Source organism: Falseniella ignava (assembly GCF_002847645.1).
Taxonomy (GTDB): domain Bacteria; phylum Bacillota; class Bacilli; order Lactobacillales; family Aerococcaceae; genus Falseniella; species Falseniella ignava.
Genome location: NZ_PKHE01000016.1, coordinates 12,626 through 37,403, shown reverse-complemented (window position 1 = coordinate 37,403; position 24,778 = coordinate 12,626). Strand labels below are relative to the sequence as shown.

Genomic DNA, 24,778 nt, shown 5'->3' with positions numbered 1-24,778 from the left:
AAATTGAACGGTATGTGTCCAGTTGAATACCGAAAACATACCGCTCAATTAGCCGCTTAAATAAAACTCCAACTTTTGGGGTTCACATCAGTGTTGATGTTTTCTTTTTCAAAAAACACCGCTACATCCCTAGCTTTTAAATCACGAATATACTTCAAGCAATCTAGTGTATTTCTTGCAAACCTGGAGATGGATTTTGTGATAATTAGGTCAATCATTCCTCGCTTGCAATCCGCGATCATACGATTGAATTCTTTACGATTCTTTGTATTTGTTCCAGAAATCCCTTCTTCTGCATAAACGTCAATTAAAAGCCAATCAGAATTTTTTTGAATGTATCGTGTATAATGGCTAACTTGAGTTTCAAAACTTCCGAGCAAAAAAAATTTTCATCTTTTTGCATAGATTGCTAAAATTCCTGATCGTTATATAAGCAATGTTTCTCTTTTTGATATATAATTGTATTATCATTTAAGGAAGGAGAATTCTAATGAAAACTTTAGATGCTATTGCATTAACTTTATTGATTGTGGGAGGGTTGAACTGGCTGTTGGTAGGCTTGTTCGAACTTGATTTAGTAGCTACGATTGCTGGTGGTTCAACAACTATTTTTGCGAAGATCATTTATATCGTCGTAGGTATTTGTGCGATCTACTGCTTGAAATTTTTCCCAATGATTACTAGAAAAGTTGATGAAAGATATTAGAAAGCTATAATTATTAAAAAAGTTATTATCTTCATGAACCTTATAGTGACCCCAAAAAGTTAGACTAAATTTTTTATGAAGAGTTACTCCTGTTGGGTAGCTCTTTTTCATTGTGCTTAATTTGTTGCTTCCGACCTTAAGCCACCATCCTCATCAGACATTGAAGCGTGTCAAGAGGAAGAGCGAAGCGGCTCTTGATTCGCTTCGATGGCTGTGAGACACTTAGGCGCTTAAGGAAGCATAATGCTTCTTATATTCCACAGGACTCAGGTACCCAAGCTTTTCCTTAATTCGATCTTCATTGTAGTATCTTATATAGTTGTGGATTGCTTGTTCTAACGCTTCATAACTATGATACACATTCCCGTAATACATTTCTTGCTTCATGATGCCAAAGAAGTTTTCTGCCGGTACATTGTCATAAGGACAGCCTTTCTTGCTCAGTGATCGTTCGATGTAAAATGTCTCTAAGATCGTATCAATCAGTTTATTATCAAATTCTTTACCACGATCTGTATGGAAGATTTTTACTTCAGTCAAAGGATGGGAGATAGTTTGGAAAGCACTTTTGACCAACGGTGCATCTTTGTTCGGACAACAGGTATGACCAATGATCTCACGATTGAATAAATCAATAATGAAACACACATAACACCACGTTGTGCCAACTCTGACATTGGTCAGATCCGTGATGATTGCTTCCAAAGGTTCACGTTCAGTGAAGGCACGATCCAAGGGATTTTCAATATCGGAGTGATTTACATTCGATGTATGCTTTCGATAATTTGCCTTTGTATAATTTGATTTCAAGCCTCTTCTGTTCATGATCTGACTGATTTTGCGACGGCTAACTAGGATATCACGTTTTGCCAGAGCAGCTTTGATTTTCCGCGTACCATAGTTCTTGCGGCTGTGATTGAATTCTTCTGTTACGGCGGCTTCAAGCGCAGCTTCACTCGGCTTTTCCTTTGTTTTGTAGTAATAGGTTTGACGGGAAATATTTAATAATTTACACATCGCTGATATGGAATATGTATGCTTGTTTGCATCAAACACTTGTCTTTTCGTCCGAATATCAGCGCTGCTTGCTTTAAAATATCATTCTCCATCTCAAGTTGTTGGTTTTGTTTGCGTAAGGCTATAAGCTCTTTTTCCGTTGGGGTCAGATTATCGGCTTCTTTGAATGAACCTGTCTTTTTTGCCTGACGGACCCATTTGTCAAAAGACGATGGTGTTAGTTCATATTCTCTGATGATGTCGGCCCTTGGTTTTCCAGAGTTTAGTAAATCGACCATTTGTTGTTTAAATTCTTGCGTATAGGTTCTGCGTTCTCTTCTTTGCGACATAAAATGATTCCTCCAGTGTGTTTTCTTATAGTTTACACACCTTATCTTTTCTGTCTAGTTTATTGTAGCCTATCCATAATATCAATATAACTCTATCAATCTAACTATACTCTAAATAGTTAGGTTGTCATTTGGACAAGTCTGAAAGCATAAATACAAAAATCAGCAAGTTTTTTAATCCTGCTGATTCTCATCTACTATAATCTATTTTCTTGTATCTCCACTAACTAGGTCAACCACCACCGAAACATTGAAATGCTTTTTTAGCACTTTTCGCTTGTTATTTTGGTCATCTTCTTGGAAGACAAAATAGTCGTGAAAGAGCTTCAATCTCAGAATTTCTACATAATTTCTCTTTGTAGCAACACCACACACTCCGTATGATGCGTATGTGGGAATTGGTCTACGGGCTGGACGACTTGGAGTTCGTAGCCGAAGTCGCGTAGCCAGCGCATGTCTTCTGCCAACGTGTTCGGATTGCAGGAGACGTAGACGATTTTTTCGGTACCGAAACGTCCGATGCTGCGCATCACTTTACCGCCGGCGCCACTTCTTGGTGGGTTCAACAGCAATAGATCCGGTTGGCCCCATGTGTCCTTCAGTGTCTTCAGCGCACTGCGTGCGTCACTTGTGATAAAGTGCGTATTGGTGAGCCCGTTGTCTTGCGCATTGCGGCGAGCCGATTGGATCGACGTATCCACAATCTCGATACCGCAGAGGTCTTTAGCCGCTCGAGCGAGTGGCAAGCTGAAGGTGCCGACGCCACAATACAAGTCGAGAACCCGCAAATTTGAATCTACTTGTGCCATCTCAACCGCAATTTTTACCATTTGTTCTGCTTGGACCGGATTGGCTTGGAAAAATGTATTGGGCCAAATTCGGTATTTAAAGCCGGACAACTCATCATAAATAAAGTCACGTCCGTGCAAAATATGGACTTCATCGGACTGAATCCGGTCGGCAATATCTTGGTGGACAATCCATTGCAGGCTCTGGATTTGAGGTTGGGCTGCAAGCAAGCGACGGGTTAATTCGTCCGCAGCTTCAGCGTAGGCGGCAGGACCTTCCGTAGCGTACAATACAACCATCATTTCACCGGTACTAAAGGACTGGCGCATCAATAGATTTCTCAACAATCCGGTATGGGTATCCTTTACATATCCAGGTAAGTTAAAATCACGGCGCCACTGGCTAACAATATGCTTAATTTCAACCATCGCTTCGGTCGCAATATACGAATCTTTCATATCGATCACTCGGCGGTAATTGCCTTGTTGATGCATACCGAGTTCGCCTTCCGAGCCGAAGGTCAACTCCATTTTATTACGGTAACGATTCGGGTTGTTCATGCCGAGGACTGGCTTCACTAAAGCAGAATCAAAGTCATTTTCAGCGAGTGCATTTTGGACCATGTTTAATTTATATTCGAGTTGGTCAGCGTATTTCATATAAACGAGCGGTGTGCCCGCACAAATCGCTTCATCCATTGGAATGGTCGTGTCACGCATCGTGCTCGGGTGAATAATTTTGTCATAATGGACGGTGGCTTTGTGGCGCCCTTTCGCATTCTCGACCGTCACTTGAACGACATCACCCGGCACGGTAAATGGAATGTTCAAATGCAGGTGCCGTCCTTGACTCCCACGGTCTGGCGCATGGATATAGCGCGCATAGCCTTGCCCTTTATAATTAATATGGTCAATCGTTACTTCTAGTTGTTCTGTTGGATATTGTTCCATCTTGTCTACCTCACCTTCATCCTCTGTGAGATTATCTCGATTTGCTATGCTATAATTGACCCAAGGAGTGAGCTTATGCATGTACTTTATGAAGATAATCATCTACTAATTGTTGAAAAGCCGGTCAATATGCCCGTCCAATCGGACAGCTCGGGCGACTTGGACTTATTGACGGCTGCTAAAAATTATATTAAAGAAAAATATCAAAAACCAGGTAATGTCTACTTAGGTCTAGTCCATCGCTTGGACCGGCCGGTTGGGGGAGCGATTGTCTTTGCACGGACATCTAAAGCTGCCAGCCGTTTGGCTGACCAGTTGCGTCGTCATCAAATTAAACGCCAATATTTTGCGGTGGTTCACGGACAAGTGACGTCTACCAATGCGACTTTAACGGACTATTTATACAAAGACCGCGCGAAAAACCAGTCTTATGTTGTCCCGTCAGACCATCCTCAAGCTAAATTGGCCAAGTTATCTTACCATGTATTGCAACAAAATGCGGATTATGCGCTCTTACAAGTTGAGTTAGCGACCGGCCGTAGTCACCAAATTCGGGTTCAACTGGCGCATCAAGGCCACCCGCTTTACGGCGATCAAAAATATGGCGCGGATGTCAATCAAGTCGGCCAGCAAATTGCGCTCTGGGCGCAACGCCTCTCACTCATTCACCCTACTACTAAAGAAGCAATCTCAGTCACCTCGCAACCCCCGATCAATGCAGCACCGTGGCAACAGTTTGCGAAGATGATTGAAGCAAAATAATTTTATTCAGCAGCCTGGGTTTGAACTGGGCTGTTTTTTTGACGATTCGGGCAGGTTCACTCAGATTTTGTAAGGTGATTATTCTGCCGAATTCACTGCGTCGAAATCTAACACATGGATGGTGGTCCCATGTTGGTCTAGCAAGGTTAGCAAGTCATTCGTATTAATCCAGACCGTTGCATCATTGTGGTTTGGATGAATTCCAAGCACTTGCTCCCCAGCCAGATAATCTTGGTCGAGCACAAATTCAACGCGGTGCTCCTGATCATTCAACAAGCCAAAAGGCGTCACAGAGCCTGGCGTTAACTTCAGTATCTGGGCGAGGTCGTCCGCTGAAGCAAAACTAAGTCGGCGCGTCTCGAGTTCACGACGCAATTTCTTCATATCAACCGTCTGGTCTTCCATCACAGTAATCAAAAGGTAACGCTGCTTCTTATCATCTCGAACAAATAAATTCTTCGCTTGATACCCCGGGTAACGTTGTTCCACTTGGTTGAGTGCTTCCATCGTCTCCACCACCGGGTGCTCCACAAGCTCGTAGCTAATCCCTTCTTGATCCAACCATTCTAATAAAGCTAATTTATCCATCCTTTTCCCCTTTCACAATCATTAATGTCGTCTAGTATTATAGCATATTTGCCAGGAAGTTATGTTGGAGACGAGACTTTACGAGATAGTGATGCGTGTTCTCGCAACTTCAGCGCAAAGATACGAGATAACTCACTTCATTCTCGCAACCTTTCCCAAAATGTACGAGAACCAACGATACATTCTCGTATTCTATACGAAATTTCTGAGAACCCACCCTATTTCTTCAGAGTTTTTTTGATATTCAGACTTTTGTCTGCTATAATAGAATCGAAATAAACTTTTATTTGAAAGGAGGAATGAATTGAGCAAAACTCTTCAACAACGTCACTTTTTGGGATACTTGTGTGTGTTTCTCGCGGCGGCCAGTTGGGGGACGGGTGGTGTCTATGTGACCCACTTAACGAACCTCGGTGCCTCATCCTTTATGACCGGATTTGTAGAGCACTTCTTTGCGGTACCGATGCTAGGGCTCGCAATTCTACTTTCGCAAGGGGCAGCAGGCTTTCGCATTTCTAAGCGAGGACTCATTTATTCCGTTATCATGGGGATGATAACTAAAGGTTGCTTTAAAATGGCGTACGACAATACGATTGCGACGGTTGGGATGTCAACCGGGGCGGTGCTCTTGTATACAGCACCTGTCTTCGTTGCAGTGATGTCACGCTTTATTTTTAAAGAATATTTGCACACGAGACATTATGTTGCGCTGGCGTTAAATATTATCGGGGTCGTCTTAATGGTCACTTTGGGGGATTTCAACAACTTAAATCTCCAACCGATCGGTATTGCACTCGGCCTAACCGCTGCTTTCTTATATGCTTCCAATACTGTGATGGCGAAAATTGCCGGAGGTGCGGATAATGCGTTGACGATGGCATTTTACACGTTATTTTTCTCCGCATTAATTCAAAGTTTTACTGCACAGCCATGGACAGCGGCAAATCGTGCATTATTCACCCAGTCATCATTTTTATTTTGGGCAGTGATGAAAGCATTCGTCACGGGAGCGTTCGCCAACCTACTTTTTCTAAATGGGTTATCGATGGATATTGATGCGTCAAAAGCGCCCGTCGTTGGCTCGGTCGAAGTGATTGTGGCTACTTTAATGGGCGTGATATTATTCAGTGAAGCTATCAATATCGTGGGTGTTGCAGGTATTTTCTTAATTATCTTGTCAATTTATATTATGAATCGCCGAGATGGTGATTTAACAGAAATTAGCTAGGGGGAAGATTGAATGAAAAAATTTGTGAATGCCGTCATTTATAAGCACGACGGAGCGAGTGAAATTCTAGTCGAAGATGGGAAGATTAAAGCCATCGGAACAAACTTAGGCGATGCGGACGAAGTCATCGATCTCGGTGGCCGTGTGGTGATTCCGCCGTATGTCGATTCGCACTTACACTTAGACTACTATATGACCGGTCAAACCGATAAAGCGAAAAACGAGACCGGAACGCTATTTGAAGCAATCGATATTTGGAACGACTTCAAGAAAGGCACGACGAAAGAAGAGATGAAAGAGCGTATGTACGCTGCCATTCGTGATGTCGTCGGTTACGGAACTCAATACATTCGGGCCCAAACTGACTGTACCGACCCAGCGCTAACAGGTATTCGTGCAGCGCTTGAAGTGCGTGACGAGTTAAAAGATAAAGTGACCATTCAAGTCGTAGCCTTCCCACAAAATGGAATGTACTCTTTCTGTGAAGAAGGTAAAACCGGTCGTGATTTAGTTGAAGAGGCTTTACAACTGGGGGCAGACTGTGTTGGCGGTATCCCGCATAACGAGTGGTGCCGTGAAGATGGCGAGAAAGCCGTCAAAGAAATTGTACGTCTTGCGGTGAAATACGATAAGTTAATCGATGTTCACTGTGATGAGACGGATGATACCCAAGCGCGTTTCGTGGAGCAATTGAACGCGGAAGCCATGCGCGTCGGTCGTGGTGACCTTACAACAGCTTCACATACTTGCTCGTTCGGTTCGGCTAACGATGCCTATGCGTTCCGTATGATCGGTCTATTCCGTCAATCAGGATTGAACTTCGTATCTTGTCCAACGGAGAATCTCTTCCTCCAAGCGCGTCAAGATACTTATCCAAAACGTCGTGGATTAACGCGTGTGAAGGAATTTGTCGATAACGATATTAACGTTGCTTTTGGACAAGATTCGATTGTTGATTTATGGTATCCAGCCGGTAACGGAAATATGATGAATATTTTGGACAATGGCATTCACTCTAGCCAATTAATGCGCGAGGAAGATTTTGCCCGTAACTTTGACCTCGTAACATATAACGGTGCGAAATTAATGAAACTCGAAGACGAATACGGTCTGGATGAAGGCAAGCCTGCTAACTTTATCGTACTCGATGCACCGTCTATTTTTGAAGCACAACGTAACCGCGTGGAGTGCTTAGCGTCAATTCGTGGCGGCGAGTATTTATTCAAGAAAAAAGTTCGCGAATACGAAGTCGAAGTTGAGTTGTAATAGTGGACTGAATTACTGAGTCGTTAATCATCCGTCATTTTTGGCGGGTGATTTTTATGTGAGATGGTCCGGGACGTGAAGTTTGGACGACAGTTATCGCCTGTTCGACAAGTGTTGGGAATTACTTATGGAGGGGATTTGATTTATTGAATATCTATCTTGAATTAGCATTCGTTGTGTTGTTCGGTATTTTCGGGGCGACCATCGCCCGTAAATTGAACTTACCGAACGTGACGGGCTACTTACTGGCTGGGATTTTGCTCGGTCCATCGTTATTTCATGTTGTCAATGAGACACATACGCCGGTGATCAACTTCGTCAACGAAATGGCGCTTGGAATTATCGCGCTAGCCATTGGGGGCGAATTTTACTTGCCGGAACTGAAAAAGTTAGGGAAAAATATCTTTATTATTACGCTGATGGAAGTGATTGGGGTCTTAGCGGTTGTCTTTAGTGTGATGTATTTCCTACTTGACCAATCCTTTGTCTTCTCAATTATTATTGCCTCAATGTCCGCAGCGACAGCACCTGCTGGAACGGTGATGGTGATCCGCCAGTACCGTGCAGACGGGCCACTCACTCGGACGATTTTACAAGTGGCTGCGTTAGACGATGCATTTGGCATTATGGCCTTTGGCATTGCCATGAGTTTAGCTAAATTATCGATTGGCTCTGAACAAGTGAACTTATTGTGGATGTTTCTCGATCCACTCTTAGAAATTATCGCATCGCTTGCATTTGGTTTGGTGCTCGGCTTTATTTTCACCTATTGGGTTAAACGAGTGAAGCACAAAGAGACGGTTCTATGTATGATTTTACTGACAATTATGGGATCGATTGGCCTGGCTAATCGTTTAGGCTTATCGGCGTTACTGTGCAATATGATGATCGGTGCCGTCTTAGTGAACTTCCACTCGAGCTCGAAACGCGTGGTCGATGTAATCAATGATTTCGCCCCACCGATCAATTTAATGTTCTTCACTTTTGCTGGAGCGAGTCTGAACTTGTCCGTCCTTTCCTCCATCGGAGTATTAGGTTTGTGCTACGTCTTCTCACGTGCCGGCGGCAAAATTTTAGGCGCAACAGTCGGGGCCAAAATGGTCAAAGCTCCCGAAGCGATTGTCAAATGGCTCGGACTGGCACTCTTGCCACAAGGTGGAATTTCCATTGGTTTGACAATGATTGTTGCGCGCGAATTGCCGCAATTTAGTGCTGAAATTATTACGGTCATCCTGTTCTCGGTATTAATTTTCGAAGTGATGGGACCGATTTTAGCAAAGATTTCAATTACCCAAGCCGGTGAAGTTAACGGCATGAACAAATATAAAGGAGTGAAAAGCTAACACTTATGAAAGCTCTATTTGTAATTTTAAATGAAACTGAAGAACTGAATGCCATTTTGGAAGATTTTGTCAAAGTGGGTGTGCGCGGCGCGACAATCATCGACTCGCAAGGGATGGGCGCCGCTCTCACCATGGGCGACGTACCGATTTTCGGCGGTCTGATGCGCGTGATGCATGATAACAACCGTCCTTACAACAAAGTGATTTTCACGGTAATTGAAGACGAGGCTGTGCTGGAAGCGGCCGTGGGCGTGGTCGACACCCAGCTTGGCGACCTCAGCAAGCCGGGCGTCGGACTGATGTTCTCCGTACCGGTCGACAATGTCTGGGGCTGGACCAACCCCGATTATACTGAATAAAGTTAGATGAGTTTAGTGCTGCATTGCGGTGCCCCTCATTCCCGGACTAGACGGAAAAGAGGGTGGCACTCGTGGTGCGGCTTTTTTTGTGGTTGGGATGCGTGTGCAGGCGACGAAAGTGACGTTATGGTAACGATAACCCCAGCTTGGCACCCGTAGGCGTAGTTATGGAGCAAGCAACTCCCGCTCAATGCCATGAGACGGAGTTCGGCGGCCAACAACTCCAGTTCAGCCTCGCCGAGATGGAGTTCTGCACACAACAACCCCGACTCAACCAATCCGAGATGGAGTTCCCAGTCAAACAACTCCAACTCAACCATCCTCAGATGGAGTTCCGCACACAACAACTTCGACTCAACCAACCCGAGATGGAGTTGCTCACACAACAACTCCGACTCAACAGACCCGAGATGGAGTTCTGCGCCCAACAACTCCAACTCAACCACCCGCAGCTGGAGTTCTACATGCAACAACTCCAGCTCAACTCCACTCAGATGGAGTTCCCAGTCAAACAACTCCAACTCAGCAACCCTCAGATGGAGTTCCCAGTCAAACAACTCCAGCTCAACCGACCCGAGATGGAGTTACCAGTCAAACAACTCCAGCTCAACCCAACAAGATGAACAAAGTCACCGCAAATGTTCAGCTCAACTCCGCGAGATGAACAGTCCCACCACCAATCTTCAGCTCAACTCCACGAGATGAACAATCCCACCACAATTGTTCAACTCAACTCCGCGAGATGAACAGTCCCACCACAAATGTTCAGCTCAACTCCGCGAGATGAACAATCCCACCACAAATGTTCGGCTCGACTCCGCGAGATGAACAAAATCACCACCAATGTTCAGCTCAACCCAACAAGATGAACAAAGTCACCGCAAATGTTCAGCTCAACTCCGCGAGATGAACAGTCCCACCACCAATCTTCAGCTCAACTCCACGAGATGAACAATCCCACCGCAAATGTTCAGCCCAACCCCACGAGATGAACAGTCCCACCACAAATGTTCAGCTCAACTCAACAAGATGAACAAAGTCACCGCAAATGTTCAGCTCAACTCCGCGAGATGAACAGTCCCACCACCAATCTTCAGCTCAACTCCACAAGCTAAACAAAATGCCACCCATACCCACAATCCATCCCTCCCAAATCAACACAAACCCAACCAATCCCACTCTAGCCAATACTACCCAACACCACCCCAAGCAACCCCATTCCAACCCTTACCCCATCACATTTTTCTGAAAAATGTCGAGTTCGATTCGCATCTGTTGAAAAAGAGGAGTATAATGGGTGCAGCCACAATTTAATGGAGGGATCTGATTTATTGAATATTTATTTAGAGTTATCGTTAGTAATATTGTTCGGGGTGCTGGGCGCTGCGGCTGCCCGTAAGGTAAACCTGCCCAATGTCACGGGGTATTTGATTGCTGGGGTCCTTTTGGGACAGTCACTGCTTCATGTAGTGGGCGAGGCGCATTTACCGATTATTAATTTCGTCAATGAGATGACGCTAGGGATGATTGCTTTTGCAATCGGGGGCGAATTTTATCTTCCAGAATTGAAGAAACTTGGAAAGAATATTTTCGTCATTACATTAATGGAAGTAGTTGGTGTACTGACGGTAGTATTTTGTGTAATGTACTTCGCACTGGGACGGTCGTTCGCGTTCTCAATGATTATTGCCTCGATGTCCGCATCTACTGCGCCGGCGGGAACAGTGATGGTCATCCGCCAATATCGGGCAGACGGACCGCTGACTCGGACGATTTTGCAAGTGGCTGCGCTCGATGATGCGTTCGGTATTATGGTGTTCGGTATTTCGATGAGCTTAGCCAAATTATCGCTAGGTAGCGAAGAAGTTAACTTCGCGCAAATGTTGCTCGATCCATTATCTGAAATTGTCTTTTCACTGCTGTTAGGAGCCGCTATCGGACTGGTTTTCACTTATTTTGTTAAAAAAATTACGAGCAAAGAGACCATGTTATGCTTTATTCTCTTAACAATTCTAGGTGCCATAGGCTTAACGCAACGCTTAGGACTATCAGCGTTACTATGCAATATGATGATTGGAGCGACTTTGGTAAACTTCCATCGCAATTCCAAACGAGTGGTCGATATTATCAATGATTTTGCCCCACCAACTAACTTGATGTTCTTCACCTTTGCTGGGGCGAGCCTCAACCTTTCCATCTTATCAACAATCGGTTGGCTCGGTGTAATTTACGCCTTTTCTCGTGCCAGTGGTAAAATTATTGGGGCAACGCTTGGATCCAAAATGGTTCACGCCAAAGACACCATTGTCAAATGGCTTGGTTTAGCATTACTTCCTCAAGGGGGCGTTGCGATTGGGATGACCATGATTGTCGCACGCGAGTTACCGCAATTTAGTGCAGAGATTACGACCTTAACCTTATTCTCCGTACTGATTTTTGAAGTGTTAGGACCGATTTTATCTAAAATTTCGATTACGCAAGCCGGTGAAATTAACGGCATGGATAAATTATAAAGGAGGCGCATCACAAGATGAATGCATTATTTTTAATTTTAAATGAGACTGAAGCATTGAATTCGATCTTGGAAGATTTTGTCGAAGTAGGCGTGCATGGCGCAACAATTATTGATTCGCAGGGGATGGGTGCTGCCTTAACGATGGGCGATGTGCCAATCTTCGGCGGCTTGATGCGGGTGATGCACGATAATAACCGTCCGTACAACAAAGTTATTTTCACAGTCATTAAAGACGATCGTGTCCTAGGCGCTGCGGTTGAAGTGGTCAACCGACACTTAGGTGATATGAGTAAACCCGGCGTCGGACTCATGTTCTCGGTTCCAGTTAATAATGTCTGGGGTTGGACCGCACCGGTAAATGACGATTAAACCTCGCTTCAAATGATTACTTTCAAAAAGAGCCTCACCTCAATGGGTGTTGGCTCTTTTTTTAATAGAATGAATCATATTATTTTAATTGTTAATCTAGAGGAAGCAGCTAAATTCAAAATTCGGTTCGATCGGTTGAAGTCCCATTAAAAAGACCTTTAGCTCAGCTAAAAGTCTTTAGGCTACTTTGATTAAATAACGGAATGAACCGTAAAGTGACGTGCTTCTAAAGCTTCAACAAGTGCCGCCACATCGGTCGCATCAACGTGTAATACAACCCGGATTAAGTCATTTAAATGATAGACCATCATATGCGTTAAATTAATTTGGCAGCTGTGTAACGCCTCACCCACTTCTTCAACAATGCCAATCCGATCTTCTACTACTTCAAGCACGAGACTCTTTCCAGGCGTTTGTGCGCCAGAAATATCGACAAAGGCTCGGAAGATATCCTTATCGGTAATAATCCCGACGAGCTCGTTGACTTCGGTGACGACGAGTGCACCGATATTTTTATCGGTCATTTGTTGAGCGGCTTCGTTTAGGAGGCAAAGAGGTGGAACTGTTGGCACCCTTGTAAGCATAATATCTTTAGCAGTGGCTTTATCCAACAGGTAGTTCACTTCATGTCGGTCTAAGCTAGACGCATTCGAGGGTAAACTCTCGATTAATAAATCATGGGTGACCAATCCGACGAGCTGATTATTTTCTACAACTGGCAAACGATTGATTCGATGGTGTTTTAATAAATCTTGGCACTGTAGTAATGACGTCGTCGGTTCAATGGTAATTAAGTTTGTGGACATATAGTCTTTTACATACATACGCTTATCCTCCTAAATATGCTTTTTGGACTTCAGGACTATTCAGTAGACTTTGGCCTGTTCCGCTAGTGACAATCCGACCAGTCTCGAGCACATAGCCACGATCTGCAATCTCTAAAGCCATTTTAGCATTTTGTTCGATTAAAAGCACGGTCGTTCCGGTCGATTGAATTAGTTGAATAATATTAAAAATTTCTTGAATAAAGATCGGTGCTAACCCCATAGAAGGCTCATCCAGTAACAACAACTTCGGCCGACTCATTAGAGCCCGCCCCATCGCCAACATCTGTTGCTCGCCACCTGATAATGTTGCAGCATCTTGCTTTAAACGTTCTTTTAAGACGGGAAATCGTTGATAGATTTGTTCCAAATCTTCTTCAACTGCTTCACGGTCTTTGCGAAGGAAGGCTCCGAGTTCTAGATTTTCCTTAACAGAGAGTCCTTTGAAGACATGCCGACCTTCCGGCACATGAGAAATCCCATCATTCACTCGTTGCTGGGGTGATAGACTATCTAAAGAACGACCTAAGTAGCTTATCTCACCGCTTTTTACGCGTTCAAGTCCGGATAAAGCTCGTAGGATGGTCGTTTTACCGGCACCATTCGCTCCGATTAAGGTCACAATCTCACCTTCATTGACCGTAAAGGAAACATCTCTTACAGCTTGAATCATGCCATAATGGACGGTTAAATCTTTCACTTCTAACATGATTACAACTCCCCTCCTAGATACGCTTTAATCACCGCTGGATCTTGTTGAATCTCTGCGGGTGTGCCCGTCGCAATCAATCGACCGTACTCCAGTACATAGATCCGTTCGCATAATTCCATCACAAACGACATATCATGCTCGATGACGACGACCGTTAATTGATAATCTTGGCGAACTTGTTGGATTAACTGCTTCAGTTCTTCCGTTTCATTCGGGTTCATCCCCGCAGCCGGCTCATCTAAAAATAAAATTTTCGGCTGGGTTGCTAAAGCTCGGACCATCTCTAACTTACGTTGCTCACCATAAGCTAAATTTTTAGCCTGATCTTGTGCTAAATGGTCGAGTTTGAAAATCGTTAATAATTCCATCGCTTCAGCTTTTAATGCGGCTTCACTATAATAGTGCGTACGTGTTCGTAGGAGCGCATGCCAACCGTTAGACCCTTGGTGACGGTGCATCGCGACTAAGACATTTTCTAAGACGGTCATGTCTTTAAAGAGTCGAATATTTTGGAAAGTACGCCCTAGACCGTATCCGTTAATCGTATCGGGTGATAGCCCATTGAGGGTCTTCATCTCCCCTTGATGGGCCAATTGAATCGTACCACTAGAAGGCACATAGACGCCACTTAACAAGTTGAAGAAGGTCGTCTTGCCAGCCCCATTGGGTCCAATCAAGCCGATAATTTCACCCGAACCGATTTGCATGGATATATTCGCTACCGCGGTCAGCCCGCCAAAGTGCTTGGTTAAACCTTGAACTTCTAATAAAAGTTCCATTAAGCTACCTCCTTCGTTGCTTGATTTGAATCCGTTGGTTTGAACCAACGTTCGATCCAAGATGCTAATCGCCATTCATGCGTTCCGAGCAATCCACCCGGTCGGAAAATCATAATGACAATCAATGCCACACCATAAATAACCATCCGTAGTTGACCATAATCTTGCAACACCAGATTTAAAATGCCCAAGACAACCGCGGCAATAATGGTGCCAGTAAAGCTTCCGATACCACCAAAGACGACAATAATTAATATGTCGATCGAACGGTTAAAGGTAAAGTCATTCGGTGTCACCACCCCGATATAGGTAGCTTGGAGCGCACCGCCAACGGCTGCGGTCGCAGCTGCTAAGACAAACGCCGCAACTTTGTAACGCGTCAAGCGGATACCCATCGCTTCTGCTGCAATATCGTCTTGCGCAATCGCTCGAGTCGCTCGTCCGATACTTGAATAAGCATAATTTAAGATGAGAATGGTCGTCAGAACGAGTAGTGCATAGGTCAACTGCCAACTCGTAACATTGGTAATTCCAGCAATCCCAGCTGGACCGTTCGTAACGCTACGCCAATTGTTAATACAAACGCGAATAATTTCTCCAACCCCTAACGTTGCAATCGCTAAGTAGTCTCCTTTAAGTCGTAACGTTGGAATCCCAACAACGAGGGCAACCACCACTGCTAATAACACACCTATCAACATACCAAGGGCTAAGGCAAGATACGGGTTATCAACCATTCGGCTCATCACAGCCGTTGAGTAGGCACCGAGCGCAATAAAACCAGCATGTCCCAAGGTAAATTGTCCCGCAACCCCCAGTACTAGATTAAGTCCTAGCGCATAAATCATATTAAACATAATGGTCATTAACGTATTTTGGTAGAAAGGAGTGATAATATTCCAATGGATTAGAGCGGTTAATACGCCGTAGATTAAAGTGATCAACGCCATCCAATATAAGTTTTTTCGATGTAATCGTTGCATATGTCGACTCCTTTCTAAACTTTCTCACGTACAGACTTACCTAAAAGACCGGAAGGTAAGACGAGTAAAATAATAATTAATAAGCCATAGACGACTGCATCTTTATACATCGCGCCGCCCATATAGGTGACTAAAGTTTCTAAGATACCAATCAAGTAGCCCCCGATCATGGCGCCAGGAATGCTGCCAATACCACCAACAACGGCCGCGATAAAGGCTTTCAGTCCGGGAGCGGTTCCCATTGTTGCTTGAATCGAGTTGTAGTAGATTCCGACTAAGATTCCCGCCAACCCTGCAAGCGCTGATCCTAAAGCAAAGGTAAAAGAGATTACTTGATCGACATTAATTCCCATGAGCTGAGCCGCATCTTGATCGACCGCCACCGCTCGCATCGCTTTTCCCATGCGCGTATGTTGAACGATAATTTGTAAGGCAATCATCACCGTAATCGTGACCGCTAAGACAAGTAGTTGCTTTGAATTGACGATCAACCCAAAGACTTTAAACATTTTTACTTCGATCGGCGCTGGAAATGCGCGCATCTCAGGACCGACAAAATAAATCATTAAATTTTGAATTAAGTAAGAGACGCCAATCGCTGTAATTAAAGCCGCAATGCGGGTGGAATGGCGCAGAGGTTTGTAGGCAATTCGCTCAATTAAGACCCCCACAACAGCGATCACCCCCATTGTAATTAATAGCGCAAGCATCCAGTTCACGCCGAGAATCGTGACTAAATAATAGCCTAAAAATGCCCCTAACATATAAACATCACCGTGTGCAAAGTTAATTAAGCGAATCGTCCCGTATACCATCGTATAGCCAAGTGCGATCATCGCATAAATACTGCCTAAAGCAATGCCATTCACCATTTGTTGCATCAATAATTGCATGACTCTATGTCCCTTCTATTTTAATTTGTTTGATTTCCGGTCGTTTAACCTGATGTGAAGCATTACTCCGCTTCAACATACTCAGTACTTGCGATGGTTCCATTTTCTAATTTAATCATTAAAGCCGCTTTGACTGGATTATGATGCTCATCAACAGAGAAGACACCCGTTACCCCTTCAAAATCTTGCGTCGCTTCAAGTGCTGCTTTGATTGATGTTGGTTCTGCTTCGCCCGCTCTTTCAATCGCATCAAGTAATAAGCATGCCGCATCGTAAGCTGTGGCTGAGAACGTATCAGGTTCCTCACCGTACTCTTCTTGGTAGTCTTTAACAAATGTTTGAACTGCTTCAACATCCGATGTCGTTGAGAAATGACTTGTAAAGTAAATGTCGGTTGCATATTGCGGGCTCGCTAAGTCAATTAACGTTGGACTATGGAGGCCGTCTCCACCAATAATCGGTTGCGTTAATCCTAATTCGCGCGCTTGTTTAATGAATAAGCCTGCCTCGTTGTAATAAAGTGGTAAATACAATACATCGAAATCTTGACTTAATAAACTTGAAATCGTCGCCGTAAAGTCGGTATCACCTGACTGGATACTGTCGGTATAAACGATTTCGCCACCCGCTTCGGTGAAACTTTCTTTGAAAGCATCAGCCAAACCAAGTGAGCTATCGACCGCTTGGTCACTCACTAACGCAGCACGCTTCGCTTGCAACTGATTGACTGCGTATTGTCCTGCCAAACTACCTTGGTAGGAATCTTCAAATGCAACACGGAAGAAGTATTTGTACAGTTCACCGCGATCATTATACGTTATCCCGTCTAACGTGGCTGCCGGTGCCACACTTGGTACTTGCGCTTCTTCCAGCACTGGCATCTGGGCTAACACATTTCCTGATGGTGCTGGTCCGACGACTCCGACAACGCCTTCTCCGACCAGGCGTTTCGCCACCGAGACGGTCTCGGTTAAATCAGAGCGGTTATCATACTCGATATATTCTAATTGTTTCCCTAGAACACCGCCTGCTTCATTGGCTTGTTTAATCGCTAGGCGCACTCCTTTTGACATTGGGGTTCCGTAAGAAGCTGTTGCGCCTGAAAGTTCGAAGTTTCCACCGATTTTAATCGTTTCTTCGGCTTGGACCGAAAGTCCCATTGCCAGTTGTGCTAAAACTAATCCAGTTGCCATCACTTTTTTTACGAATTTCAAATTCATTTTCATCATCTCCGTTTCATTTTTTGGACTTACAATTCGAAAACAAAAGACCTAGCGTAGATATAAATCTAAGCCAGGTCTCTCGATATCTATCCTGTTGGGCCCATCGGAATGAGTATCGCCTCGCTTAGATTAAATCTATGCGGGCGTCATGAATAACAGCACCTCATAGATACAAACAAATTGCTTGAACGTGTTTGTATCTATAAAGTAGACACAAACACTATCTAATGATAATGCTGACAATAATTGCTGAGTTAAGGCGATGCTGTTGATTCATTTTAATCCCTCTCCTGTATTCGATGGATTTAGTATAACAAAACCATAAGTCTTTGGCAAGCATTTTTTAATTTCATTTTAATTTTTCATTCGAATTATGAGAGATTGGTTGTTTTTTCTAATTAGCGTGCTATAATTCAAAGTATTAAATTCAATCAATAAATTAATAGAGGAGGATGCTTTATGCGAAGAAAACAGACACATATATTCATTAAGATCGGGGTCATTTTCGCTTTATTAAGCAACCTTTTTTCTTTAAATGTTAATGGTGCAGCGAATGAGGAAACTGGCGAACCGATTAAAATTGGTGCTAATTATGAGCTCTCTGGCTCTGCCGCTTCATACGGTCAGCAAATGTTAGAAGGATTAGAACTGGCCGTCGCACAAGTGAATCATGCCGGTGGATTATTAGGCGGACGCCCGATCAAAATCATCTCTTATGATAACAAGTCCGATATTACCGAATCTGCCTCCGTCGCTCAGCGGTTGGTTAGCCAAGGGGTGGTCGGCGTGGTCGGTCCAGCTTTAACCGGGACGACTCAGGCGCAACTACCGATCTTGGAGCAAGCCGGAATTCCAAGTGTCTCACCATCCGCCACCGATGATGCAATGCCTTTCGATAAGAATGGCAACGTCTTGAAGTACTTCTTCCGTGTGTGCTTCAGCAATTCTTATCAAGGCCAGATTGGCGCTCGCTTTGTAGCAAATGAGTTAGGTGCAAAAAGAGCCGTTGTCTTAACCGATCAAGCTGCTGATTATTCCCAAGGCTTGGTCGATGCTTTTAGTGAGGAGTTCCAGCAGCTTGGTGGCGAGATTGTGTTCGACACTGCTTTCCAAAGTGGTGACACCGACTACTCTGCCATTTTGACATCACTCTTTGGAATTGATTACGACGTGATCTACTTACCTGCTTATTACAACGAGGCTGGACTCTTTATTAAGCAAGCACGCGAGCTAGGCATTACTCAGCCTATCGTCGGCACAGACGGATATTCGAGCCCAGTATTGTTAGAGCTTACAGGACCCGCTGCCGCTAACGATATTTACTATACCGATCACTTCTCGCCTGAAAGTGACGACCCAGCCATTCAGTCCTTCCTGTCTGACTATCAAATCCGCTTCGACAAGCCGGCCGGAACGTGGCAAGCGTTGGGCTACGATGCGGCCCGCTTGATTTTTGACGCGATTGAACGCGCCGGGTCCGATGACCCAGCCAAAATTACCGAAGCGCTGGCGGCAACCACTGATTTCAGAGGTGTAGCGGGCACTTTCGCCATCGATGCCAACCATAACCCCGTCAAACCTGCCATTATGATTGAGCTGCAGCAAGGCACAATCCACTCCGCTAAGTTCGTTAAATGATTTGTTGAAAGTACCCAGTCGGCTGATTACAGCCGACTTTTTTTGTGTGGGGATTTGTTCAGCTTGGCTTTGTCAGATGGACAAAGTTTGTGGGTTTGAGCAGTTTAGCTTCGTCAGATGGAGTCCCGGGCCCAACAACTTCACCTCAGCTACCCTAAGATGGAGTTCCGAGACCAACAACTCCGACTCAACCTCCCCGAGATGGAGTTCCGCGCCCAACAACTCCGACTCAACCGCCTTCAGATGGAGTTGCCGCACAACTAACTCCGACTCAATAACCTCCATTTCTTAAATTTTTATTAATTCTCCTTTTTCGTACAAAATCCTTTAATTTTTGGGTATCTATTGGTAGCCAAAAATAAAAAAGGAGGTTCTCAATGCTGAACTATTTGCTTACGTTACATTTTCGAAATCATCATCTGTACAAAAAGGAGCTCGAAAATCTGATTGCTGGCTATGAGGGTGAGCGCCGTTTTATCGAGCTAGCCGATCAATTTTCACAGAAAAAATTATCCCTCATTTGGGATTATACTTTTGATATCGGGACTTTTACGCAGATTGATGTCATGATATTGACGCAAAACAGTTTGAATGTGTATGAGATTAAGAATTATCATGCACAATGTGAATCTGATGGGGTAACTTTTAAATATAATGACCATGTCGTTGCAAACAATCCTTACACTCAGTGCCGAATGGCGACTTCACGACTGACTAATCTGTTGCGGCGTGAGAGAATCGATATTGATGTCATTCCGCACCTCGTTTTGATTCATCCCAATTGTCAAATGAAACTAGCTAACCTCGAAAATGATATTTCCACGCTGATGATGATTGATATTCCGAAACATATTTATCAACTTCCGCCGATGGAACCGCGCACTGCTGATCGGATTTTGTCGACGCTCAATAAATACCGTTGCGTGTCACCATACCAACCTCACACGCAATATCCTTTCGATTTGAATCAACTCACACCGGGAATATTTTGTCCAGAATGTGGTAGTTATTATATCGAAATTCAAAATCGATGCCTCGTATGTCAAAATTGTAACTGCCAAGAGGAAAAATCAAGCGCCGTTAAGCGCCTGATTGCGGAGTGTGCGACTTTGTTTCCAGAGCAGACTTTTCAGAAGAAGGACTTGCTGTATCTAAATAATAAACAAGTTGGCGATTCGACGATACATCTTTTGACTCATAAGTACTGTGAACAAATTAAGAAAGGATACTATCAAAGTCACGATGAATTTTCGATTTCGCAATTATTGAAACTCTATTACAGAAAGGGTCGGTAAAATTCAGATGGTGATAGTGGTGAAACTCCAACTCAACTACCCGTAGATGGAGTTCCGAACCCAACAACTCCAACTCAACACCACTCAGATGGAGTTCCCGCACAACTAACTCCAGCTCAGCTGCTCGCAGATGGAGTTCCACACAAAACAACTCCAACTCAACACCACTCAGATGGAGTTCCCGCACAACTAACTCCAGCTCAACCGCCTCAGATGGAGTTCCTGATCAAACAACTCCAGCTCAATCATCCTCGGATGGAGTTCCACACGCAACAACTCCAACACAACCCCACTCAAATGAAGTTCCTTCCCCATTAACTTCATCTCAACCGCTCGCAGATGGAGCTTCGTAGCATAACTTCACATTCGTAACAGAGTCAAGTATGATTAGTTTAATGGAATAAAAGGAGTTTGATTTATATGAAGGATTTTATGGTCTATATTTCAAGTGATGAGGTAGATACGGCGCTACTACTCAAGAAGACATTGCTGGTTGTGATCATTATTGCAATATCCATCTTACTGAGCCGGCTGACCCAGTGGTTAGTACGCAAATGGACGGATGAAGAGATACGTACGGCACGTTATATTCGAGTCATTCGCACGTTACTTATTCTGATCAACATAATACTAATCTTGAAAATCTATTTCTCACAAGGTCGTGCGTTTAGTATTATGGTGACACTGGTTCTGGCATTTTTTGCCTTAGCTGTTAAAGATTTAATTGTAGATATTGTGGCTTACTTTTATATTATGATTCGCAAGCCATTCTCAATTGGGCAGGTCATTGAAATTAACCATGTCATTGGTGAGTTGGTTGACATAGACTTTTTGCAATTTAACTTGTCGGAAATGGGCGACCTTACAACAGCCATGACGCACACTGGCCGGTATATTAGCATTCCGAATCGTTTTATTTTTGAGCATCCAGTTTTCAATTATAACTTCAACGATCCGTTTGTGATGGTGGATATCTCGATTACAATTACGTTAGATTCAGATCGCGATCAAGCTCTACGAATCGCTGGCAAGACTGCCTACGAGAAATATGAAAGTATGATTGAAAATTATGACCCGGAAGCTGTCGAGCACTTCTTAAATAAGTTAGATAGCCATGATGAGCGGGGCAAGCCAACACTGCGAGCCGAGCTAACGAATATTGGATTTAATATTTATGTTCAATTTTTCACTGCTTATGATGAGATGGGTAAAAATAAGATGATTATGCGCAATGCTATCTACGATGCTTTTAATCAAGCTGGTATCAAACTTCCACAAACTTATTCTATCCAGCTAGATTAACCCCAACTCATGCTCACTCCATACAAAACGCCTTGAAAGCTTCAAGCGAAGTTTTCAAGGCGAGTTTTTATTTTAACTTTTCCCACTCATCACGCAAGATGCCGTACATCAAGCTATCGTAAAAGACACCTTGATAGTAGCGGACTTTACGGATGCGCGCTTCTTGTTGCATACCCAGCTTGGTCGCAGCGTGCATCATGCCAGGATTACCGCTCCAAGTCACTAAGCCAATATGTTCCAGCTCTGGATACAAGTCAAAAATAATATCTAGCCACTGTTGCATGGCGCGGGTGCCGATGCCTTGTGACCAGTAATTCTCATCGTAAATAATGATTCCAATGTTGAGCCACTGGGTGGCTTCATTTTCCCAGTAGTAGGAGACCATCCCGATCAGCTGGCCATCGACTTTAATGCCACGCACCCAATCAGCTAGCAAAAACTCTGCTACTGATGAGCCGGCAAATGCCTCCGCACTCTCAAAAGCACTGTAGTCATTAAAATAAGGTGCGTTGAACCGAGTCCAAGCAGGCGCTTCTTGCGAAAAGCCAATTTGCCAAAGATGAGACAAGTCTGCTGACTGAATCTTAATTAGTTGTACGGTTGACATCCATCCTCACCCTTTCTCTTAATCCCATCGAACACAGCACCATCCTCACCCACACAAAGCCCTGTTCTTCCAAACCAAGTCAAGTACAACCGCCCCCATAAGTAGATAATTGCGGCACTTACTAAGCTCGTAACCCAGAGGTAACCGAGCGGACTGTTCCAAATAAAGTGCAAGCCCATCGGCATCAACGCGCTAACCCAGAGCCAACCTAGCGACAAACTCTCCACCTTCTCGCGGTACCATAACCACAGTCCCCAGACCCCAGCGGTCGTCACGCCGGTCATCATCCAGTGCGATGACAGTGCCCCGGCTGCGCGGTAAGCCGCCATTTCGAAAGTAATGGTCTCAGCTTGCAAGACATAATTTAAATCTTCAATCAATTGGAAACCAAAACCAATTACCATTCCAATCACAAAAGCTGCGCTAAGACGGCGCTCGCCAATCAAATACATCACTAACAAGGCACAAGCGCATTTTAAGATCTCTTCAACAAACGGTGCGGCTAGCGCATCATTCCAGTCAATCAACCATTCTGCATTAGGAAGTGCTAAGTACCAGAGCGACTCAATATAAGTATTCGCTTCACCGGCCAGCCAGCCTGAGACGAAGCAACCGACCATGATCGTAATGATCCCAGCTTCAAAGCTCAACCCGACTTGTCGCCAGAGCCGTCGCATCAATAGCCCGAGTGGGATACAATAAATCACGACCAATCCAAGCCCACTCAAATACTCGCCTAACTCTAACAAGGTTACTTCTCCAAAATACAAATTTTCCATTTCGTATTCTAAACCAATCGACATTAAAACTAATAATCCAAAAATAATTACTTTTCTTTTCATTATTCATCCGACTCCTATTTCAATCTGTATGGAGCTATTATACGCACACCCTACACGAAATAAAAGAGCCGATGAAAAAATTCATCCGCTCTTCATCATAGATTCAACGCCTAATTTTAATTTAGCTCTTCCCGATCCACAAAAACAACACGTGGCTCTTCGAAAGAGTGATCATGCAACTTCAAGTCACTATCTACCGTAAAGTGAAGCTGATACTTATCATTTACATAACCTGCTGGATCATTCAGCTTCTCGAGTAGGAGAGTTCGGAATGCTTCACTTTCAAAGCTAATGATAGCAGAATTTGTCAAGTCATCATCATCAATAATAATGAAATGGTAGGTATCAATTCCCTCAGCGACACTTGCATCCCAATCTTCTTCTCTAAGCGTAAACCAAGCCACTAGTTCATGGTCTGGAGAATGTGTCACCGAGACTCGGACTTGATCATAGGCATCGGGATAGAACGATTTGACATGGTGATACAGCTCATTGCGGGTGTCATACTCCGATTCCCTCTCCGCCACTGCTTGAACAATCGATTGTGGTAGACGTTCGACTTGAACTGGAATCTCCTCCGGCTCTAAAACAATACTTGGATAAATATTATCAATCATACTTAATTCTTCTCGAACTGAACGATCCAACTGCTCGATATTCGGTGAGAAGACATAGTGCTCCTCCAACTTCGCTGGAATGGTAATATTTTGCATTGCTGGTTTATAAAAATACGTTGTAACTGCACCCGCTTCATTAATGCGTTCCTGGTCAAGCACTTCTTTCCACGAAACATTTGGAAAGCGGCGGCGAATAAATTTGCCTATTTCTTCTGCCTCAAACAAATCTTTAAACTCTTGATCACTTTGCTCGATACGCCGCTCGATCCGTTCTAGGGCTTGATGGATATCAAATAAATCTTCTAAGCGGTCACTACAATCCCCTGTCGCAGTCTCGCAGGCTACTTCTTCTTCCAATAACTCATCCAACCCATACGTAATAAAACGAATATAGGTCAACTTAATCGCATGATAGAACTTGTTTACCAAATTTGGATTATCTTGAATCACTTGTCCATCGCTCAATACATTATGTAACTTTAAAAATTTGATACTAAAAAATAATTCTTCATTATCATGGTAATTCTCGTCATCCGTTTCAACATATAGTTCTTCTAATTTATCTAAGGTGTCGTTGTAGAACTCTTGTTGCTTCAATTCATTTTCACGGCGTGATTGCTGATCCTCTTCAAGGTCCTCGCGCTCTTTATTGCGAATATACCCACTCAGCGTAATCGGAACTGATAAGGCCGCAGCAACAAATGTACCATCCGTAAAGATTTTCAATAATTCTTCCGCATTCCAGCGATCTAATAGGTAGATCACCGTCAACAAGCCAATAATAATGAATAGCTCGATAATCAGCTCAGTCCGTCCAATAAATCGTCGTTTCTTTTTCATCG

At 43.9% G+C, this 24,778-nt stretch carries 25 protein-coding genes and 1 pseudogene; 12 read left to right on the top strand and 14 right to left on the bottom strand.

Features of this window, described 5'->3' with window-relative positions:
* Positions 1-89: 89 nt before the first annotated feature.
* A pseudogene (locus CYJ57_RS06185) lies at positions 90-371 on the bottom strand (recombinase family protein); the annotation flags it as partial.
* A 119-nt stretch (positions 372-490) separates the two neighbouring features.
* Between CYJ57_RS06185 and CYJ57_RS06180 the strand changes: the two are divergent.
* A complete protein-coding gene (locus CYJ57_RS06180; RefSeq protein ID WP_101954531.1) occupies positions 491-706 on the top strand; it encodes a DUF378 domain-containing protein in 216 nt (71 codons plus the stop codon).
* Positions 707-928: 222 nt separating this feature from the next.
* Here CYJ57_RS06180 and CYJ57_RS06175 read toward each other — a convergent pair.
* Together CYJ57_RS06175 and rlmD are read right to left on the bottom strand one after the other, a co-directional pair.
* A protein-coding gene (locus CYJ57_RS06175; protein WP_101954530.1) for an IS3 family transposase occupies positions 929-2,052 on the bottom strand; the annotation gives its coding sequence in 2 pieces (ribosomal slippage) (positions 929-1,773 and positions 1,773-2,052; 1,125 coding nt in all).
* Positions 2,053-2,393: 341 nt separating this feature from the next.
* The gene (gene rlmD / locus CYJ57_RS06170; protein ID WP_101954529.1) at positions 2,394-3,791 is read right to left on the bottom strand and encodes a 23S rRNA (uracil(1939)-C(5))-methyltransferase RlmD; all 1,398 of its coding nucleotides are present in this window, start codon (positions 3,789-3,791) and stop codon (positions 2,394-2,396) included.
* 75 nt (positions 3,792-3,866) lie between these two features.
* Here rlmD and CYJ57_RS06165 point away from each other — a divergent pair, with 75 nt between their 5' ends.
* Positions 3,867-4,553 (top strand): RluA family pseudouridine synthase, encoded by a 687-nt coding sequence (locus CYJ57_RS06165; protein ID WP_101954528.1) that lies wholly within the window; start codon positions 3,867-3,869, stop codon positions 4,551-4,553.
* A gap of 78 nt (positions 4,554-4,631) precedes the next feature.
* Here CYJ57_RS06165 and CYJ57_RS06160 read toward each other — a convergent pair whose 3' ends face one another.
* Positions 4,632-5,141, bottom strand: a complete 510-nt coding sequence (locus CYJ57_RS06160) for a prolyl-tRNA synthetase associated domain-containing protein (RefSeq protein WP_006701953.1) — start codon at positions 5,139-5,141, stop codon at positions 4,632-4,634.
* A gap of 304 nt (positions 5,142-5,445) precedes the next feature.
* On the opposite strand from CYJ57_RS06160, the gene CYJ57_RS06155 reads away from it, so the two are divergent.
* The 7 genes from CYJ57_RS06155 to CYJ57_RS06125 all read left to right on the top strand — a co-directional run bounded on the left by CYJ57_RS06155 (position 5,446) and on the right by CYJ57_RS06125 (position 12,221).
* Complete coding sequence (locus CYJ57_RS06155) at positions 5,446-6,369, top strand: DMT family transporter (protein ID WP_101954526.1); 924 nt, start codon at positions 5,446-5,448, stop codon at positions 6,367-6,369.
* Positions 6,370-6,381: 12 nt separating this feature from the next.
* Positions 6,382-7,635 (top strand): amidohydrolase family protein, encoded by a 1,254-nt coding sequence (locus CYJ57_RS06150; RefSeq protein ID WP_101954525.1) that lies wholly within the window; start codon positions 6,382-6,384, stop codon positions 7,633-7,635.
* A 146-nt stretch (positions 7,636-7,781) separates the two neighbouring features.
* On the top strand, positions 7,782-8,978 hold the full coding sequence (locus CYJ57_RS06145) for a cation:proton antiporter (RefSeq protein ID WP_101954523.1): 1,197 nt from the start codon (positions 7,782-7,784) through the stop codon (positions 8,976-8,978).
* 5 nt (positions 8,979-8,983) lie between these two features.
* On the top strand, positions 8,984-9,337 hold the full coding sequence (locus CYJ57_RS06140) for a P-II family nitrogen regulator (protein WP_006701949.1): 354 nt from the start codon (positions 8,984-8,986) through the stop codon (positions 9,335-9,337).
* Positions 9,338-9,579: 242 nt separating this feature from the next.
* Positions 9,580-9,960 carry a hypothetical protein gene (locus CYJ57_RS06135; protein WP_143826745.1) on the top strand — a complete coding sequence of 127 codons (381 nt, stop codon included), beginning with the start codon at positions 9,580-9,582 and terminating at the stop codon, positions 9,958-9,960.
* 690 nt (positions 9,961-10,650) lie between these two features.
* The gene (locus CYJ57_RS06130) at positions 10,651-11,850 is read left to right on the top strand and encodes a cation:proton antiporter (RefSeq protein WP_244896593.1); all 1,200 of its coding nucleotides are present in this window, start codon (positions 10,651-10,653) and stop codon (positions 11,848-11,850) included.
* Positions 11,851-11,867: 17 nt separating this feature from the next.
* Positions 11,868-12,221: a P-II family nitrogen regulator gene (locus tag CYJ57_RS06125; protein WP_101954522.1), complete on the top strand. Its 354-nt coding sequence runs from the start codon at positions 11,868-11,870 to the stop codon at positions 12,219-12,221.
* Between the two features lie 191 nt (positions 12,222-12,412).
* On the opposite strand, the gene CYJ57_RS06120 is transcribed toward CYJ57_RS06125, so the two are convergent.
* The 6 genes from CYJ57_RS06120 to CYJ57_RS06095 form a co-directional block, all read right to left on the bottom strand.
* On the bottom strand, positions 12,413-13,045 hold the full coding sequence (locus CYJ57_RS06120; protein WP_101954519.1) for a CBS domain-containing protein: 633 nt from the start codon (positions 13,043-13,045) through the stop codon (positions 12,413-12,415).
* 4 nt (positions 13,046-13,049) lie between these two features.
* Entirely contained in the window at positions 13,050-13,754 is a 705-nt protein-coding gene (locus tag CYJ57_RS06115; protein WP_101954518.1) for an ABC transporter ATP-binding protein, read from the bottom strand.
* 2 nt (positions 13,755-13,756) lie between these two features.
* Positions 13,757-14,536 carry an ABC transporter ATP-binding protein gene (locus tag CYJ57_RS06110; protein ID WP_101954517.1) on the bottom strand — a complete coding sequence of 260 codons (780 nt, stop codon included), beginning with the start codon at positions 14,534-14,536 and terminating at the stop codon, positions 13,757-13,759.
* Complete coding sequence (locus CYJ57_RS06105; RefSeq protein WP_101954515.1) at positions 14,536-15,519, bottom strand: branched-chain amino acid ABC transporter permease; 984 nt, start codon at positions 15,517-15,519, stop codon at positions 14,536-14,538. The genes CYJ57_RS06110 and CYJ57_RS06105 overlap by 1 nt, the downstream gene beginning before the upstream one ends.
* Positions 15,520-15,533: 14 nt before the next feature.
* Positions 15,534-16,412 carry a branched-chain amino acid ABC transporter permease gene (locus CYJ57_RS06100; protein ID WP_101954514.1) on the bottom strand — a complete coding sequence of 293 codons (879 nt, stop codon included), beginning with the start codon at positions 16,410-16,412 and terminating at the stop codon, positions 15,534-15,536.
* Between the two features lie 62 nt (positions 16,413-16,474).
* Positions 16,475-17,641, bottom strand: coding sequence for an ABC transporter substrate-binding protein (locus CYJ57_RS06095; RefSeq protein WP_244896592.1), 1,167 nt, complete (start codon positions 17,639-17,641; stop codon positions 16,475-16,477).
* 453 nt (positions 17,642-18,094) lie between these two features.
* Here CYJ57_RS06095 and CYJ57_RS06090 point away from each other — a divergent pair, with 453 nt between their 5' ends.
* Entirely contained in the window at positions 18,095-19,273 is a 1,179-nt protein-coding gene (locus tag CYJ57_RS06090; RefSeq protein ID WP_101954512.1) for an ABC transporter substrate-binding protein, read from the top strand.
* Between the two features lie 377 nt (positions 19,274-19,650).
* A complete protein-coding gene (locus CYJ57_RS06080; RefSeq protein WP_101954509.1) occupies positions 19,651-20,568 on the top strand; it encodes a nuclease-related domain-containing protein in 918 nt (305 codons plus the stop codon).
* 189 nt (positions 20,569-20,757) lie between these two features.
* On the opposite strand, the gene CYJ57_RS08055 is transcribed toward CYJ57_RS06080, so the two are convergent.
* Positions 20,758-20,892 carry a hypothetical protein gene (locus CYJ57_RS08055; protein ID WP_280522422.1) on the bottom strand — a complete coding sequence of 45 codons (135 nt, stop codon included), beginning with the start codon at positions 20,890-20,892 and terminating at the stop codon, positions 20,758-20,760.
* A 96-nt stretch (positions 20,893-20,988) separates the two neighbouring features.
* On the opposite strand from CYJ57_RS08055, the gene CYJ57_RS06075 reads away from it, so the two are divergent.
* Positions 20,989-21,870, top strand: a complete 882-nt coding sequence (locus CYJ57_RS06075; RefSeq protein WP_101954508.1) for a mechanosensitive ion channel family protein — start codon at positions 20,989-20,991, stop codon at positions 21,868-21,870.
* Positions 21,871-21,937: 67 nt separating this feature from the next.
* Here the strand turns inward: CYJ57_RS06075 and CYJ57_RS06070 are convergent, their stop codons facing one another.
* From CYJ57_RS06070 to CYJ57_RS06060, 3 genes are all read right to left on the bottom strand, one after another.
* A complete protein-coding gene (locus CYJ57_RS06070; protein ID WP_101954507.1) occupies positions 21,938-22,477 on the bottom strand; it encodes a GNAT family N-acetyltransferase in 540 nt (179 codons plus the stop codon).
* The gene (locus CYJ57_RS06065; RefSeq protein WP_101954506.1) at positions 22,459-23,319 is read right to left on the bottom strand and encodes a PrsW family glutamic-type intramembrane protease; all 861 of its coding nucleotides are present in this window, start codon (positions 23,317-23,319) and stop codon (positions 22,459-22,461) included. The genes CYJ57_RS06070 and CYJ57_RS06065 overlap by 19 nt, the downstream gene beginning before the upstream one ends.
* Positions 23,320-23,435: 116 nt before the next feature.
* A complete protein-coding gene (locus tag CYJ57_RS06060) occupies positions 23,436-24,776 on the bottom strand; it encodes a hypothetical protein (protein ID WP_101954505.1) in 1,341 nt (446 codons plus the stop codon).
* Positions 24,777-24,778: the final 2 nt, after the last annotated feature.

Bases quoted from the DNA above. Each gene is read 5' to 3' on its own strand.
- CYJ57_RS06130 (WP_244896593.1), top strand. From the start codon at position 10,651: ATGGAGGGATCTGATTTATTGAATATTTATTTAGAGTTATCGTTAGTA.
- CYJ57_RS06150 (WP_101954525.1), top strand. From the start codon at position 6,382: ATGAAAAAATTTGTGAATGCCGTCATTTATAAGCACGACGGAGCGAGT.
- CYJ57_RS06110 (WP_101954517.1), bottom strand. From the start codon at position 14,536: ATGGAACTTTTATTAGAAGTTCAAGGTTTAACCAAGCACTTTGGCGGG.
- CYJ57_RS06070 (WP_101954507.1), bottom strand. From the start codon at position 22,477: ATGTCAACCGTACAACTAATTAAGATTCAGTCAGCAGACTTGTCTCAT.
- CYJ57_RS06105 (WP_101954515.1), bottom strand. From the start codon at position 15,519: ATGCAACGATTACATCGAAAAAACTTATATTGGATGGCGTTGATCACT.
- CYJ57_RS06095 (WP_244896592.1), bottom strand. From the start codon at position 17,641: ATGATGAAAATGAATTTGAAATTCGTAAAAAAAGTGATGGCAACTGGA.
- CYJ57_RS06115 (WP_101954518.1), bottom strand. From the start codon at position 13,754: ATGTTAGAAGTGAAAGATTTAACCGTCCATTATGGCATGATTCAAGCT.
- CYJ57_RS06075 (WP_101954508.1), top strand. From the start codon at position 20,989: ATGAAGGATTTTATGGTCTATATTTCAAGTGATGAGGTAGATACGGCG.
- CYJ57_RS06140 (WP_006701949.1), top strand. From the start codon at position 8,984: ATGAAAGCTCTATTTGTAATTTTAAATGAAACTGAAGAACTGAATGCC.
- CYJ57_RS06180 (WP_101954531.1), top strand. From the start codon at position 491: ATGAAAACTTTAGATGCTATTGCATTAACTTTATTGATTGTGGGAGGG.
- CYJ57_RS06165 (WP_101954528.1), top strand. From the start codon at position 3,867: ATGCATGTACTTTATGAAGATAATCATCTACTAATTGTTGAAAAGCCG.
- rlmD (WP_101954529.1), bottom strand. From the start codon at position 3,791: ATGGAACAATATCCAACAGAACAACTAGAAGTAACGATTGACCATATT.
- CYJ57_RS06065 (WP_101954506.1), bottom strand. From the start codon at position 23,319: ATGAAAAGAAAAGTAATTATTTTTGGATTATTAGTTTTAATGTCGATT.
- CYJ57_RS06125 (WP_101954522.1), top strand. From the start codon at position 11,868: ATGAATGCATTATTTTTAATTTTAAATGAGACTGAAGCATTGAATTCG.
- CYJ57_RS06080 (WP_101954509.1), top strand. From the start codon at position 19,651: ATGCTGAACTATTTGCTTACGTTACATTTTCGAAATCATCATCTGTAC.
- CYJ57_RS06100 (WP_101954514.1), bottom strand. From the start codon at position 16,412: ATGCAATTATTGATGCAACAAATGGTGAATGGCATTGCTTTAGGCAGT.
- CYJ57_RS06060 (WP_101954505.1), bottom strand. From the start codon at position 24,776: ATGAAAAAGAAACGACGATTTATTGGACGGACTGAGCTGATTATCGAG.
- CYJ57_RS06120 (WP_101954519.1), bottom strand. From the start codon at position 13,045: ATGTATGTAAAAGACTATATGTCCACAAACTTAATTACCATTGAACCG.
- CYJ57_RS06090 (WP_101954512.1), top strand. From the start codon at position 18,095: ATGCGAAGAAAACAGACACATATATTCATTAAGATCGGGGTCATTTTC.
- CYJ57_RS08055 (WP_280522422.1), bottom strand. From the start codon at position 20,892: ATGAAGTTAATGGGGAAGGAACTTCATTTGAGTGGGGTTGTGTTGGAG.
- CYJ57_RS06135 (WP_143826745.1), top strand. From the start codon at position 9,580: ATGGAGTTCTGCACACAACAACCCCGACTCAACCAATCCGAGATGGAG.
- CYJ57_RS06160 (WP_006701953.1), bottom strand. From the start codon at position 5,141: ATGGATAAATTAGCTTTATTAGAATGGTTGGATCAAGAAGGGATTAGC.